Genomic DNA, 12,996 nt, shown 5'->3' with positions numbered 1-12,996 from the left:
AGTGCCGCGAGCGATGGCTACCGAACCCGCGATCCGCATCAGCGACCTGGTGAAGCGCTACGCCGGCGTGAAGGGCGCGGAAGGCAAGCTGGCGCTCAAGGGCGTGAGCTTCGACGTCCCCGAAGGTCAGATCTTCGGCTTGCTCGGGCCCAACGGGGCGGGCAAGTCGACGCTGATCAACATTCTCGCAGGCCTCGTGATGAAGACCTCAGGGTCGGCCGAGATCTGGGGTTTCGACATCGACGAGCACCCGCGCAACGCGAAGCGCTCTATCGGGATCGTCCCGCAGGAGATCGTGTTCGATCCCTTCTTCACCCCGTTCGAGGTCCTGGAGAACCAGGCCGGTTTTTACGGCGTGCCTAAAGCGCTTCGGCGCTCTGCCGAGTTGCTCGAGGCTGTTCGGCTAGCCGACAAGCGGGACGCATATGCGCGCACCTTGTCGGGCGGCATGAAGCGGAGGCTGCTGGTGGCCAAGGCAATGGTTCATGCACCGCCGATTCTCGTACTCGACGAGCCCACCGCCGGCGTCGACGTCGAACTTCGCCGCCAGCTGTGGGAGCTGGTCACGCAGCTAAACCGCGAAGGCGTCACGGTCGTCCTGACCACCCACTACCTCGAAGAGGCCGAGCAGCTGTGTGACCGCATCGCGATCATCAATCACGGCGAGCTCATCACGAACAAGCCGACGCGCGAACTGGTCGGCATGATGGCCGAGAAGGTAGTCGAGATCACAGTCGATCGCGAAATGGGCGCGCCGCCTGTCCATGCGGCTTTCAAGAAGTCCGAGAAGAAGGGCGACCGGACGATCGAAATCACTTACGACAAGGACAAGATCACCGCCGGGCAGGTCCTTGGCCTGGTGCAGAGTCAGGGTTTCGTGATCGAGGATGTGACAACGCGCGAAGCTGACCTCGAGGACGTGTTCGTCAGCCTGACCAGCTCGGCCGCCTGAAAGGCGCTTCCTAGTTCAGGAAGCGCCCGCCGAGACCCGCGTCGCGCACGTGAAGAACCGTCCAGGTGTGCGGCATGCTCTCCTCCATCGGCGTCGCGCAATGACGGCAGCGACCCACCTGTCCCCCGTGCACGCGCCGAACCGCGCCCATGTCGACGCTATGCCGACCGAACGCGCACGCAAGATGCGCAAGCTTCACCATTGTTTTCGACCCTTCCCGTCACTCGTCCCCTGCAGATCGGGAGATAACGGAAGAGGCGAGCCGCGAAACGGGCGAGCGTCAAACCGTTCGATTCTTGCTGTATGCGGATGGAAACAGGCAGCGACGGCACGGAACCAGTGTTAAATCTAGGGGCCGAGCCACCCCAAAATAGCCGCTTCAAGTCGGCTTGTGTGCGGTTGGAGCGGGTAGCGGGAATCGAACCCGCCTAGCTAGCTTGGAAGGCTAGAGCATTACCACTATGCTATACCCGCGTCCGAGGCGGCGGCAATTGCCACGTAGAGCAGCGCCCCGTCAACGGCTTTGCTACGACAGTCGCAAAGGATGGACATGCGGTCGGCGTCTCTCCGGTCGCGACGCCAGTGCTCCCTCAGTGCCCCGGAAATGACATCAGGGCGTCGACACCGACATTGGCCGAGCGGAGCCTTTCCGCGCCGCCGAGGTCCGGGAGGTCGATCACGAAAAGCGCCTGGTCCACGACGCCTCCAACCTTTCTCAAGAGTTCCGCGGCGGCCAGCGCGGTCCCGCCGGTCGCGATAAGATCGTCGACGATCGCCACTTTCTGACCTGGAAGGATGGCGGTCGGATCGACCTCCAGCCGGTCGCTGCCATATTCGAGCTGATAGTCGATGCCGACGGTAGGCACAGGCAACTTCCCCGGCTTGCGCACAGGAATAAAGCCGACGCCCAGTTCGATTGCCACGGCCGCGCCGAATATGAACCCTCGCGCCTCCATACCGGCGATCGCCTGCGCGCCCGAGGCGCGAGCGCGGTCGACCAAGTGTCCCACCGCCGCGCGCAGTCCCTCGGCGTGCGAAATGAGCGTGGTGATGTCGCGAAACAGTACGCCCGGCACCGGAAAGTCCGGCACCGAGCGTACGAGATTGCGAAGCTGTTCGGGCGTCATGCCCCGTCGCCGGGAATCAGGCGGCCCGGGGCTTCTTGGGCTTGATTGCCGCCCACACCTGGTTCTTGGCGAGCCAGGCAAGGATGGTGGCGAAAAGCAGGAACCCTAGAACCGGCCAACCGACCTGCGTGCGCTTCACCTTCTTCGGCTCCGCCGTCCATGCGAGGAAGGCGGATACGTCCTTGGCCATCTGGTCGACGGTCGGCTTCGGCTGGCCTTCAGCGTAAGTAACCTGGCCGGCAGCAGTGAGTGGCGGTGGCATCGCGATATTAAGGTTCGCGAAATACGGATTGAAGTGGCCGCCCTCGGGCGTTGTGAACTCGGGGAACTCGTCCTTCACGTGCTTGCCGTCGATGCTGAAAGTATCGAGGTTGCGGTAGCCGGTGAGCAGCGAGTGCACGTAGGCTGCTCCGTCGTGGCGCGCCTTCGTCATCAGGGAAAGGTCCGGCGGGACAGCGTTGTTGTTGGCCGCGCGCGCGGCAACCGCGTTGGGGTAGGGCGACGGGAAATAATCGGTCGGCAGACCCGGGCGCGTGTTCGCCTCGCCGGTGTTAGGATCGATTCCGGGCACCTGGAAGCCGGCTGCGATCGCCTTCACTTCGGCTTCAGAATAGCCGAGCGCGCTGAGATCGCGGAAGGCCACGTATTTCAGGCTGTGACAGGCGGCGCAGACTTCCTTGTACACCTGAAAACCGCGCTGGAGCTGCGCGAGATCCCAGGTCCCGAAGGGACCATCAGACTGCAGATTCAGCTCCCGCGGGTGGAGGTGGAACTCGCTCTCGGCGGTCTTTTCCTTGAGATAGCCCTGGCCGATCGTGGCGACGGCGCCGTTGCCGAAGGCCCACAGCACCGCGACGCTGAAGAACAGGCCGGCGAGGATTCCGATGAGGCGGATCATTGTCTTATCGCTTTCCCTTGAACCTGCTCAGACGCCCGGCGTGGCGTTTTCGCCCAGCACGGCAGCCTTGTCCTCGCCCAGTACCGCTTCGGTGATCGAATACGGCAGCGGATCGGGCCGCTCGATCATCGACACGATCGGCAGGATCACGAGGAAGTGGAGGAAGTAGTACGCCGTCGCGATCTGGCTGAGCATGACGTACGGCTCCTCCGCCGGTGCGCCGCCACAGTAGAACAGCACAGCCATCGCCGGGATGAGGCCGAACCAGAAGAACTTGCGGAACAGCGGACGGTAGTGGCCCGAGCGGACCGGCCCCTTGTCGAGCCACGGAAGGAAGAACCACAGCAGGATCGCGCTGAACATGGCCAGCACGCCCATCAGTTTCGCCGGGATGAAGAAGAAGTCGGCGGTGAAGGCGCGCAGGATCGCGTAGAACGGCCAGAAGTACCACTCGGGCACGATGTGCGCCGGCGTCGAGAGCGGGTTCGCCTCGATATAGTTGTCTGGGTGCCCGAGGTAATTGGGCAGGAAGAACAGCATGATGCAGTAGAGGATCAGGAAAACACCCAATCCGTAACCATCCTTCGCCGTGTAATAGGGATGGAACGGGATGGTGTCGCTTTCCTTCTTCACCTCGACCCCCGTGGGGTTCGACGAACCCGGGATGTGCAGCGCCCAGATGTGCAGGATCACCGCGCCCGCGATCACGAAGGGCAGCAGGAAGTGCAGGCTGAAGAAACGGTTGAGCGCGGCGTTGTCCGGCGCATAGCCGCCCAGCAGCCAGATCTGGATCGGCTCACCGACGACAGGGATCGCGCCGAACAGGCCGGTGATGACCTTCGCACCCCAGAAGCTCATCTGCCCCCAGGGAAGCACATAACCCATGAAGCCGGTCGCCATCATGAGCAGGAAGATGACCACGCCGATCAGCCAGATCATCTCGCGCGGCGCCTTGTACGACGAATAGAAGAAACCGCGGAAGATATGCAGGTAGATCACTGCGAAGAACGCACTGGCGCCGTTGGCGTGCGCGTAGCGCAGCATCCAGCCCCAGTTCACGTCGCGCATGATGTGTTCGACCGACGAGAATGCGACGCCCGCGTTGGCGGCGTAGTGCATCGCCAGGATAACGCCGGTGACGATCTGCAGGACCAGGCAGAATCCGGCGAGAACGCCGAAGTTCCACATGTAGTTCAGATTGCGCGGCACCGGATAGCCGCCACCGATCGCGTTGTAGACCAGACGCGGAAGCGGCAGCTTCTCGTCGAGGTACCGCATCAGCGGGTTAACGGGTTCGTAGTGCTTGGCCCAGGGGAAGCTCATCGTATTCGCTCTCTCTCGCCTCAGCCGACCTTGACGACGGTGTCGCTGGTGAACTCGTATTCCGGAACCTCGAGGTTCTTGGGTGCCGGACCTTTGCGGATGCGTGCCGCGGTGTCGTAAGCCGAACCGTGGCACGGACAGAAGTAGCCGCCGAAGGGGCCCTTGTTCTCACCCTCGCCCGCGCCCAGCGGAACGCAACCGAGGTGGGTGCACACGCCCATGGTGATGAGCAGGTCCTCGTGGCCTTCCTTGGTCCGCTCGGCCAGCGTCTGCGGATCGCGCAGGCTCGACACGTCGACCGCGTTCGCGGCCTTGATCTCGGCCGGCGTCAGGCGGCGCACGAACAGCGGCTGCTTGCGGAAGACTGCCTTGATAGCCATCCCCGGCTGAACCGAGGAAACGTCGATCTCGGTGCTGCTTTCGGCCAGCACGTCGGCGCTGGGCGCCATCTGGCTGATCAGCGGCAGAAGGACCGCGATGCCGCCCACGCCCGCGGCGCCCACGGCCGCAACATTGATGAAATCGCGCCGCCGGATCCCGTCATCGTCGACCGTCATGGTCCCCGGGATCGCGTCGCCAGTCGTGTCAGCCATCAGCGGTGCCTGCCCTGCCTTGTACTTCTTCGCGAATGAAACCCGCCGAATGACGAGCCAACGAGTGTCTGCACCGATCCCGCGACGAGAAGCTGTGGCCCCTGTTTTCGCGGTCACCGAACCGCCCGAAAGCCGCCCGAAGTGCCGGTTTGCGGCGCGCATATACGCAAGTCGGCGGGTTGCCAACCGCCATTATGGCCGTTTTCAGGCCTCCGGCGGCAGCCCTATCAGCGAAACCTGGCGCCCGTAAGTCGGCTCCCCGAGGTGGGTCGCGCGGCGGAAGGAGTAGAACCGCCGCTGGTCGCAGTAAGTGTCGCATTCGAGCACCTCGACCGAACCGACGAGCGATTCGGCCAGTCGCGCGGCGACATAGCCTGCCAGGTCGAACTGCCACCGCCCTCGAGCGCCGCTAGAGAAGAACTGCTGCGCCGCCTCGCCGAAACGCTCTCGCAACTCCTCTCCCACCTCGTAGCTCGCCTGGGCGATGCAGGGTCCCACCGCGGCTGCGATGGCATCGCGCCGAGCGCCCAGGGCCTCCATCGCCGCAACCGTTGCTTCGATGATGCCGCTTTCGGCGCCGCGCCAGCCGGCATGGGCAGCGCCGATGACTCCCGCGGCACGATCGGCCAGGAGGACCGGGGCGCAGTCAGCGGTCACGATGCCAAGAAGGATGCCCTGCCGTTTGGTGACCAGTGCGTCTGCTTCCGGACGCCTGTTGTCGGGCCACGGTTCGTCCACGGTTACCGCGCGGGGCGAATGGATCTGATGAACGCTCACGAGCGCGGCGCCGGAAAGCACAGCGTCCGCGGCGCGCCGCCGGTTCTCCGCCACGGCAGCCGGATCGTCTTCGGCACCGAACCCGCAATTGAGTCCTTCGACAAGGCCCGTCGAGACGCCGCCAATGCGGGTCATGAAGCCATGCGGTACGCCGGCAAGGACTTTTGCGCGCTCCGCCTCCACCTCAGCCAAGCGAACGGGTGACCTGTTCGAAGGTATCGCGCGACAGGTCCGCATGTGCGGCGATCCGCTCAAGCTCACCTCGCATCAATGCAGCTCGGCCCGGTTCGATGCGCCGCCAGCGGCCCAGCGGCGGCACAAAGCGCGCCGCGGTCGAGGCATTGATCGGATCGAGCGCGAGGATGAGATCGGCGATCATCCGATACCCCTCGCCGTCCGCGGCATGAAAGCCGAGCGGCGTGCCGGTGAACGCCATGTAGAGGCTGCGCACACGGTTGGGGTTCTTGATGTTGAAATCGGGATGCTGGGCGAGCGCATGGACATGCTCGATGACGTGCGGGTGGAGCGAGCCGGCCTGCAGGCTGAACCACTTGTCGATCACCAGTGCATCGCCCTGGAACCGGTTGTAGAAGTCGATCAGCTTGTGAGTGCGCTGCGGTCCGGCCAGGCCGGCGAGCACCATCAGTGCACCTTGACGGTCTGTCATGGTATCCGCCGCGTCGTACTGCGCAGCAGCCATTCGTTCGGCCAGTTCGGGATTGCCGGCGGCAAGGAAGACAAGGGCCTGGGTCTTCACCTTGCGCGCCCCGCGCGCCGCCCGGTCCATGCCCGAGGAGATGCCACTTGCCCGCTCGTGCAACGCAACCAGTTCCATCTCGAGCGATTTCGCCAGCCACCCCTTGAGGGCTTCACGCGCGGCGTGGATCGCGCCTGGATCGGCGACCGTGAGCTGCTCGGCGATATAGGTCTGGCCGGGCAGCATCATCAGTTCCCCGCGCATGGAATCATCGAGTGCGGCGTCGGTGACGATGACGCGCATCACCTCTGCAATCGAAGAGCGCGCCGCGTCTTGGACGCGTTCGTCGAGCCCTCCCTCGACCACCGCGACGAGGTGTCCGACGATCAGCTCCTGCATCGCCTCGTAGCGAGCGAAAGCGTCGTCATCGTTCTTGGCGAGGAACACGAGATCATCGGAGTCGATCACCCGTTCGATCGCGACCGGGGCTGAGAACCCGCGGTTCACCGACAGAACGGGCTTCGCCGCGAAGCCTTCGAAGCGATGGACCTGCTCCGGCTTGTCGAGAACGATCAACTGCTCACCATTGTGGCGTCCGGTCTCGCGATCAAGCAGCGCCAGCCGCAGTGGGATGGGCATCGGTTGCTTGTCGGGCTGCCCCGGCGTCACCGGCACGGTTTGCCTCAGGGTGAGCGTCGCGGCTTCGCCTTCATGGGCGAGCGACACCTCGACCTTCGGGGTGCCGGCCTGCGAGTACCACAGGCGGAACTGCGCCAGATCGAGCCCGGCCCCGTCCTCCATTGCCCGGATGAAGTCCTCGCAAGTCGCCGCCTCGCCGTCGTGGCGCCCGAAATAGAGGTCGGTGCCCTCGCGGAAGCGCTCCGGGCCGGCCATCGTACGCATCATGCGGATGACTTCGGCACCCTTGTTGTAAACCGTCGAAGTGTAGAAATTGCCGATCTCGCGGAAGCTGTCCGGACGGATCGGATGCGCCAGCGGACCCGAATCTTCGGGAAACTGGACGCTGCGCAGCAGGCGCACATCCTCGATCCGCTTGACCGCTTCGCCTTGCATGTCCTGGCTGAACAATTGGTCGCGCAGCACGGTGAAGCCTTCCTTCAGCGAAAGCTGGAACCAGTCGCGGCAAGTGACGCGATTGCCCGACCAGTTGTGGAAATACTCGTGCGCGATCACGCCTTCGATCCCGTCATAGTCGCCGTCGGTGGCGGTTTCCGGGTCGGCGAGGACGTATTTGGTGTTGAAGACGTTGAGGCCCTTGTTCTCCATCGCCCCCATGTTGAAATCACCGACGGCGACGATGTTGAACTGGTCGAGATCGTATTCCCGCCCGAACACCTGCTCGTCCCACTTCATGCTCTTGATCAGCGATTCCATTGCATGGCCGGTGCGGTCGAGATCTTCGGCGCGCACCCAGATCGCTAGGTCCACTTCGCGCCCGCTCATCGTCGTGAAGCGGTCCTTGCGTGCTACCAGGTCGCCCGCGACGAGCGCGAAGAGGTAGCTCGGCTTGGGCCAGGGATCGTGCCACTCGGCCCAGTGGGTGCCGTCCTCGCCCCCACCGGCCGCAATCCGGTTGCCGTTGGAAAGCAGCACGGGAAAGGCATCTTTCGGCCCCTCCATTCGCACGGTGTAAGTGCTGAGCACGTCCGGCCGGTCGGGGAAGAAGGTGATGCGCCGGAAGCCTTCGGCCTCACACTGGGTGCACAGCATTCCGTTCGAGGCATAAAGGCCCATCAACTGCGAATTGGCGACCGGCGCGATCTCCGTCGCGAAGCGGATCTCGTGCGCGTCGCCGGGGAGATCGACGAGGAGATCGCTTCCTTCCATGCGCCAGCTGTTGGAAGCATGTCCGTCGACCGTGACATCAAGCGGCGTCAGCCCGTCACCGTTAAGGCGAATCTCGCTGGCAGGTTCACCGTTTGGATTACGCTCGACTTTGAGCGTGGCAACAACGAGGGTCCTTTCGAGCCCCAGCGTGAAGTCCAGGCGAATTTCCGGCACCAGCCAGTCGAACGGCCGGTAATCTTCGCGCCGAATGAGCGGCGGCTCGCTCGGCCGGTCGAGCGGGCCGGGCGCGGCATCGGCCATTTCCGGGTTGCCGTCGGGTGTCGAAGGGGTGCGCGCAATATCCATGCCTCCAGCCTTCGCACCGCAGGCGCGGGGCGTCCAGACGGCATGGCGCGGTTTGTCGGCCAGCAGCCGCTGCCGGTCGAGGCTTCGGGGCCGCTTGACTCCGGTGCTCCGCCCACCGAGCAGTGCAATCCGAAAGAAGACGCTTATGAAGATCGATTTCGTGACCCCAGCCTTCAATCCGGGATGAGTCGTCGAGACGGCTGGCAGGCATCCGGAAACCGGGTGAGCCGCCTGTTCATCTTCGGGATGGGGTACAGCGCAAAGGCGATTGCGCGCCGCCTCGACGGGTGGTCAATCGAGGCGACCGGAAGCGACGGGACGACCCGCTTCGAAGACGAGGAGGCCGTGCGCGCTGCGCTGTCCAGGGCGAGCCATGTGCTGTCGTCGGTCCCGCCCGGCGAGGAGGGGGACCCGGTTCTCGCGCGCTACGGAGACGCGCTCGACCAGCCCTGGCTTGGCTACCTCTCGTCCACCGGCGTTTATGGTGACACCGGCGGGGCTTGGGTGGACGAATGTGCTCCTGTCGGAATGGGCCGCCGCACCGCCCGTAGCGATGCCGACTCAGCCTGGATCGCACGCGGGGCGCGGGTATTCCGCCTGCCCGGCATTTATGGTCCAGGACGCAGCGCGCTGGACCGGGTCCGCGAGGGTCGCGCGCACCGCATCGATCTTCCCGGACAGGTGTTCAGCCGCGTCCATGTCGAAGACATAGCTGGCGGCGTGGTCGCGGGGCTGGGCGCCCCGGCGGGCGCTTACAACCTCGCCGACGACCTCCCGGCAAGCCAGAATGCCGTCATAGAACACGCCTGCCGCCTGCTCGGCCGCGAGCCGCCGCCGCTGCAGACCATGGACGAGGCGGGGCTCTCCCCGATGGCACGCGGATTCTATGCCGAGAACCGCCGCGTGGCGAACGGCAAGGCCAAACGCGTACTTGGTTGGCGGCTGCGCTATCCCACTTACCGCGAAGGGCTCGCGAGCTTGCGCTGAAGCCGGATCAGACCTGCCGCGCGCGCAGCGCGATGATCATGCCGAGCGTTCCCAGCGTCGCCCCGGCAATCGCCAGCAACGACCACTGGAACCCCTCGATCAGGGTCGAGATCAGCATGGCGACGACGATTACCAGGACCCCGTTGTAGGCTGTCCGGCCGGGGCCGATTGCGCGGATGATCCCGTAGTAAAGCGGAAAGGTCACGACCGAGCCTGCCAGCGCGAGCCATGCCGTCCCGCTCCAGAATGAAGCCGAAGACGGGATGACCGGCGGGCCGGCCAGTGCCCAGGCGATCGCCGCGTCGATCAGCGTGCCGTAAAGCATCGAGAAGGCCAGCAGCGTGACTATTGGCTGCGCGCGGCCAACGCGCCCTGCCTGCGCGACGTTGGATATCGAGGCCGACATGATGCCGCCGACTGCCAGCGCCACGCCCAGCAGCACGTTTCCGCCAAGCCGAGCCACGTTAGCCTCGTGCACCAGGAGCAGCGCGATACCGGCGATGGCGATGGCGCTGCCGAGGAGAAACCGCCGCGTCACCTTCTGCCCCAGCCACCACCAGCCAAGCAACGCGTTGGGCACCATCAGCATGCCGAACATCACTGCCACCACGCCGGACGTAAGATGCTGCTCGGCGCGATAGACGAAGTTGAAGTTGCCGCAGAACTGGGTGAGCCCGATCAGGAGGGCCAGCGCATGGCCGCGCCATGTCATCGCGAGAGGCTGCCGCATGATGGTGGCGAGGGCGAACATCGCCGGGGTCGCGAGCGCGAAGCGGTAGGTGATCGACCAGCTCGGCGGCACTTCGGCAATCTGGCCGGTGATCACGTACCAGGTCGATCCCCAGATGAGCGCCACCAGAACGAAGGGGATGGCGATCCGCGGCCGCAGCAGAGCATGCGGCGGCGGGTGCCCGGCGGCCTCGCTCATAACGCGGCGATCGCGCGGAAAAGTGCCGATGCGGCCGCCTCGTCGGTGTTCCATGCGGTAACGAAGCGGGCGGCGTTGTCTCCCCAGTCGTAGAAACCGAAGCCTTGTCCGCGCAGCGCGTCGCGCTCGGCAGCGGTCAGGCGGACGAACAATTCGTTGGCTTCCACCGGGTGGAGCAGCCGCTCTCCGCAAGCCGCCGCGATCTCGGCCGCCGCGGCATTTGCGGCGCGTGCGTTGGCGAGCCACAGATCGCCCTCCACCATCGCCAGCAACTGTGCGGCGAGAAAACGGCCCTTCGACTGGAGGTGCCCGGCCCGCTTGCGGCGATAGCGGGCGACCGATGCAAGCCCGAGGTCGAAAAACACGATCGCTTCGGCACTCATGCCGCCGTTCTTGACGCAGCCGAAGCTCAGCGCGTCGCACGGTCCAGCCGCTTCAGCGGGAGTGCAGCCGAGGAAGGCCACCGCATTGGCGAAGCGCGCGCCGTCGACATGGAAGCCCAGCCGTCGTTCCTGTGCCAGAGCACCCAGGGCGGCAAGCTCGCTGGGCCGGTAAGCCAGCCCATACTCGCTTGCCTGCGTGACGCTGAGAGCGTGTGGCTGGACCTGATGCACATCATCGCGGATCGGGTCGATGACCGCGCGCACCCCCTCGATCGTCAGCTTGGCCCCTTCCCCCTCGGCGAGGAGCAACTTGGCTCCATGCAGGTAGAAGCCCGGCGCGCCGCCTTCGTCTACCTCGATATGCGCCTCGCGGTGGCAGACGACACCTCCGTGCGGCGGGCAGATCGTCGCAAGTGCGAGGCAGTTGGCTGCCGTGCCGGTGGCTACCCACAGCACGCTGACCTCTCGTCCGAACAGAGCGGAGAACGCTGCATCGAGGCGCTGAGACAGCGCGTCGTTGTCGTAAGGCGCCTGCGCTTCGTCCGCGGCGCGCAGAGCCTCCCACACGCGGGGATGGACTGCGGCGGAGTTGTCGGAGAGAAACTGCATCGATCGGCTCATCACGGAACGCCCCTAGCGGCGCGCACGTTGAGCGCAAGAAGGAGAGAGACTCCCAATGCCCGACGCTGAATTCGAGATCACCCGCCACGGCAATGAGGCCCATGGCGAATACCGCGCCCGGGTTCCGGGCAGCACGGCGATCGGCCGGCTGACATGGCAAGCGCGCGGCAATGCGCGAATTGCCGATCACACGCTGGTCCCCCCCGAAATCGGCGGTCGCGGTGTTGCGGCGGCGCTGGTGGATGCGCTGGTGGCGGACGCGAGGAGCGAAGGCTTCAAGATCGTTCCGCAGTGCTCCTATGTCGAAGCACAGTTCCGCCGTCATCCGGAATGGTCGGATCTGCTGGCCGAGACCCCGACCTGATCCGGCTCATCCGTCCCCGGAAAAGCCGTGCTCGCAAATGGGTAGAACCGCGCCTTCAAGCAGCGAAGCGACAGGGCGATAAGAGCGATGGTGCTGCTGGAGAGGATTGAACTCTCGGCCTCTCCCTTACCAAGGGAGTGCTCTACCACTGAGCTACAGCAGCATGACCATCGGAAGCTCCCATCCGGCTGGAGGCCAGGCGGGGGAGCGGGCGCGCCTTACAGTGCCGCCTCCCCTTGTCAATCATTTCCGGTGCGGGCAAGTCCGCGAGCGATGTCCGCCGACAAGCCAGACCACCGCGCTCCGACGAGGGAAGAGCGCCTTGCCGCAAAGCTGCGCGAGAACTTGCGCCGCCGCAAAATGCAGGTGCGCGAGAAGGCCTCCGTCGCGCAGCCCGGCCTTTCCAAAGACGAGCCCGGCGGCTAACGCGGCGGCTCTTTCATAGCTACGCGGGAGCATTCCTTGCCGACCCTCATCCTGGTCCGTCACGGCCAGAGCCAATGGAACCTGGAAAACCGCTTCACCGGCTGGTGGGATGTCGACCTTACCGAGCAAGGCGTGGCTGAGGCGTTCGCCGCGGGCGAGCTTCTGGCCGAAAAGGGGCTGCTGCCGACGGTGGCATTCACCTCGCTCCAGACCCGGGCGATCAAGACGCTGCACCTCGCGCTCGAGGCGTGTGGGCGGCTGTGGATCCCCGAGACAAAGGACTGGCACCTCAACGAACGACACTATGGCGGGCTGACCGGTCTGGACAAGCAGGAAACCCGCGACCGGCACGGCGAGGAACAAGTCCACGTCTGGCGGCGCAGCTTCGACGTACCGCCGCCCGAGCTTGAATCCGGTTCCGAATTCGATCTGGCCTCCGACGCACGCTATGCCGGGATCCCGGTGCCGCGGACCGAGAGTCTCAAGCTGACGATCGAACGCGTTCTGCCTTATTGGGAAAGCGCGATCCGCCCTCAGCTAGAGGCGGGGGAAACGGTCCTGGTGAGCGCGCACGGCAATTCGCTTCGTGCGCTGGTCAAGCACTTGTCGGGCATTTCGGATGCGGACATCGCCAGCCTCGAGATTCCGACCGGACAGCCGATCGTCTATGATTTCGATGAGCGGCTGGTCCCGGGCGAGCGGCGTTACCTCAAGGATATCTGACGGTGGCTGGCAAGGGGGAGGCGAGCAGGGCGCCAGACGTTGC

14 protein-coding genes and 2 tRNA genes are annotated in these 12,996 nt (G+C 65.0%); 5 read left to right on the top strand and 11 right to left on the bottom strand.

Going from position 1 to position 12,996, the window contains the following annotated elements; genetic code table 11:
• Positions 1–13 precede the first annotated feature (13 nt).
• The gene (locus IEW58_RS13065; protein ID WP_188645507.1) at positions 14–952 is read left to right on the top strand and encodes an ABC transporter ATP-binding protein; all 939 of its coding nucleotides are present in this window, start codon (positions 14–16) and stop codon (positions 950–952) included.
• A gap of 10 nt (positions 953–962) precedes the next feature.
• Here IEW58_RS13065 and IEW58_RS13060 read toward each other — a convergent pair whose 3' ends face one another.
• The 8 genes from IEW58_RS13060 to pepN all read right to left on the bottom strand — a co-directional run bounded on the left by IEW58_RS13060 (position 963) and on the right by pepN (position 8,521).
• Complete coding sequence (locus tag IEW58_RS13060; protein ID WP_188645506.1) at positions 963–1,154, bottom strand: hypothetical protein; 192 nt, start codon at positions 1,152–1,154, stop codon at positions 963–965.
• 198 nt (positions 1,155–1,352) lie between these two features.
• Positions 1,353–1,426 (bottom strand) — tRNA-Gly (locus tag IEW58_RS13055).
• 116 nt (positions 1,427–1,542) lie between these two features.
• The gene (locus tag IEW58_RS13050) at positions 1,543–2,079 is read right to left on the bottom strand and encodes an adenine phosphoribosyltransferase (protein ID WP_188645505.1); all 537 of its coding nucleotides are present in this window, start codon (positions 2,077–2,079) and stop codon (positions 1,543–1,545) included.
• Between the two features lie 16 nt (positions 2,080–2,095).
• Positions 2,096–2,977, bottom strand: a complete 882-nt coding sequence (locus IEW58_RS13045; protein WP_188645504.1) for a cytochrome c1 — start codon at positions 2,975–2,977, stop codon at positions 2,096–2,098.
• Positions 2,978–3,004: 27 nt separating this feature from the next.
• Complete coding sequence (locus IEW58_RS13040) at positions 3,005–4,300, bottom strand: cytochrome b (RefSeq protein WP_188645503.1); 1,296 nt, start codon at positions 4,298–4,300, stop codon at positions 3,005–3,007.
• 20 nt (positions 4,301–4,320) lie between these two features.
• Positions 4,321–4,893: a ubiquinol-cytochrome c reductase iron-sulfur subunit gene (gene petA / locus IEW58_RS13035; RefSeq protein ID WP_188645502.1), complete on the bottom strand. Its 573-nt coding sequence runs from the start codon at positions 4,891–4,893 to the stop codon at positions 4,321–4,323.
• Positions 4,894–5,097: 204 nt separating this feature from the next.
• Entirely contained in the window at positions 5,098–5,805 is a 708-nt protein-coding gene (gene pgeF / locus IEW58_RS13030) for a peptidoglycan editing factor PgeF (protein WP_229658592.1), read from the bottom strand.
• Positions 5,806–5,854: 49 nt separating this feature from the next.
• Positions 5,855–8,521 carry an aminopeptidase N gene (gene pepN / locus IEW58_RS13025; protein ID WP_188645500.1) on the bottom strand — a complete coding sequence of 889 codons (2,667 nt, stop codon included), beginning with the start codon at positions 8,519–8,521 and terminating at the stop codon, positions 5,855–5,857.
• 222 nt (positions 8,522–8,743) lie between these two features.
• Between pepN and IEW58_RS13020 the strand changes: the two genes are divergently transcribed.
• Entirely contained in the window at positions 8,744–9,508 is a 765-nt protein-coding gene (locus tag IEW58_RS13020) for a Rossmann-fold NAD(P)-binding domain-containing protein (protein ID WP_188645834.1), read from the top strand.
• A 7-nt stretch (positions 9,509–9,515) separates the two neighbouring features.
• On the opposite strand, the gene IEW58_RS13015 is transcribed toward IEW58_RS13020, so the two are convergent.
• Both IEW58_RS13015 and IEW58_RS13010 read right to left on the bottom strand, forming a co-directional pair.
• Positions 9,516–10,436 carry a DMT family transporter gene (locus IEW58_RS13015; RefSeq protein ID WP_188645499.1) on the bottom strand — a complete coding sequence of 307 codons (921 nt, stop codon included), beginning with the start codon at positions 10,434–10,436 and terminating at the stop codon, positions 9,516–9,518.
• Positions 10,433–11,428, bottom strand: coding sequence for a threonine aldolase family protein (locus IEW58_RS13010; protein WP_188645833.1), 996 nt, complete (start codon positions 11,426–11,428; stop codon positions 10,433–10,435). Before IEW58_RS13010 ends, IEW58_RS13015 begins: the two co-directional genes overlap by 4 nt.
• Positions 11,429–11,495: 67 nt before the next feature.
• Between IEW58_RS13010 and IEW58_RS13005 the strand changes: the two genes are divergently transcribed.
• Positions 11,496–11,804: a GNAT family N-acetyltransferase gene (locus IEW58_RS13005; RefSeq protein ID WP_188645498.1), complete on the top strand. Its 309-nt coding sequence runs from the start codon at positions 11,496–11,498 to the stop codon at positions 11,802–11,804.
• 88 nt (positions 11,805–11,892) lie between these two features.
• Here IEW58_RS13005 and IEW58_RS13000 read toward each other — a convergent pair.
• Positions 11,893–11,967: transfer RNA gene (locus tag IEW58_RS13000), tRNA-Thr, on the bottom strand.
• A gap of 110 nt (positions 11,968–12,077) precedes the next feature.
• Here IEW58_RS13000 and IEW58_RS12995 point away from each other — a divergent pair.
• Entirely contained in the window at positions 12,078–12,230 is a 153-nt protein-coding gene (locus IEW58_RS12995) for a hypothetical protein (protein ID WP_188645497.1), read from the top strand.
• A 36-nt stretch (positions 12,231–12,266) separates the two neighbouring features.
• Complete coding sequence (gene gpmA / locus IEW58_RS12990) at positions 12,267–12,953, top strand: 2,3-diphosphoglycerate-dependent phosphoglycerate mutase (protein ID WP_188645496.1); 687 nt, start codon at positions 12,267–12,269, stop codon at positions 12,951–12,953.
• Positions 12,954–12,996 lie beyond the last annotated feature (43 nt).

It is taken from the genome of Tsuneonella deserti, from assembly GCF_014644315.1.
In the GTDB taxonomy this organism is placed as follows: Bacteria; Pseudomonadota; Alphaproteobacteria; order Sphingomonadales; family Sphingomonadaceae; genus Tsuneonella; species Tsuneonella deserti.
This window is presented reverse-complemented; position numbering and strand designations above follow the sequence as displayed.

Bases quoted from the DNA above. Each gene is read 5' to 3' on its own strand.
- IEW58_RS13065 (WP_188645507.1), top strand. From the start codon at position 14: ATGGCTACCGAACCCGCGATCCGCATCAGCGACCTGGTGAAGCGCTAC.
- IEW58_RS13060 (WP_188645506.1), bottom strand. From the start codon at position 1,154: ATGGTGAAGCTTGCGCATCTTGCGTGCGCGTTCGGTCGGCATAGCGTC.
- IEW58_RS13050 (WP_188645505.1), bottom strand. From the start codon at position 2,079: ATGACGCCCGAACAGCTTCGCAATCTCGTACGCTCGGTGCCGGACTTT.
- IEW58_RS13045 (WP_188645504.1), bottom strand. From the start codon at position 2,977: ATGATCCGCCTCATCGGAATCCTCGCCGGCCTGTTCTTCAGCGTCGCG.
- IEW58_RS13040 (WP_188645503.1), bottom strand. From the start codon at position 4,300: ATGAGCTTCCCCTGGGCCAAGCACTACGAACCCGTTAACCCGCTGATG.
- petA (WP_188645502.1), bottom strand. From the start codon at position 4,893: ATGGCTGACACGACTGGCGACGCGATCCCGGGGACCATGACGGTCGAC.
- pgeF (WP_229658592.1), bottom strand. From the start codon at position 5,805: ATGACCCGCATTGGCGGCGTCTCGACGGGCCTTGTCGAAGGACTCAAT.
- pepN (WP_188645500.1), bottom strand. From the start codon at position 8,521: ATGGATATTGCGCGCACCCCTTCGACACCCGACGGCAACCCGGAAATG.
- IEW58_RS13015 (WP_188645499.1), bottom strand. From the start codon at position 10,436: ATGAGCGAGGCCGCCGGGCACCCGCCGCCGCATGCTCTGCTGCGGCCG.
- IEW58_RS13010 (WP_188645833.1), bottom strand. From the start codon at position 11,428: ATGCAGTTTCTCTCCGACAACTCCGCCGCAGTCCATCCCCGCGTGTGG.
- IEW58_RS13005 (WP_188645498.1), top strand. From the start codon at position 11,496: ATGCCCGACGCTGAATTCGAGATCACCCGCCACGGCAATGAGGCCCAT.
- IEW58_RS12995 (WP_188645497.1), top strand. From the start codon at position 12,078: ATGTCCGCCGACAAGCCAGACCACCGCGCTCCGACGAGGGAAGAGCGC.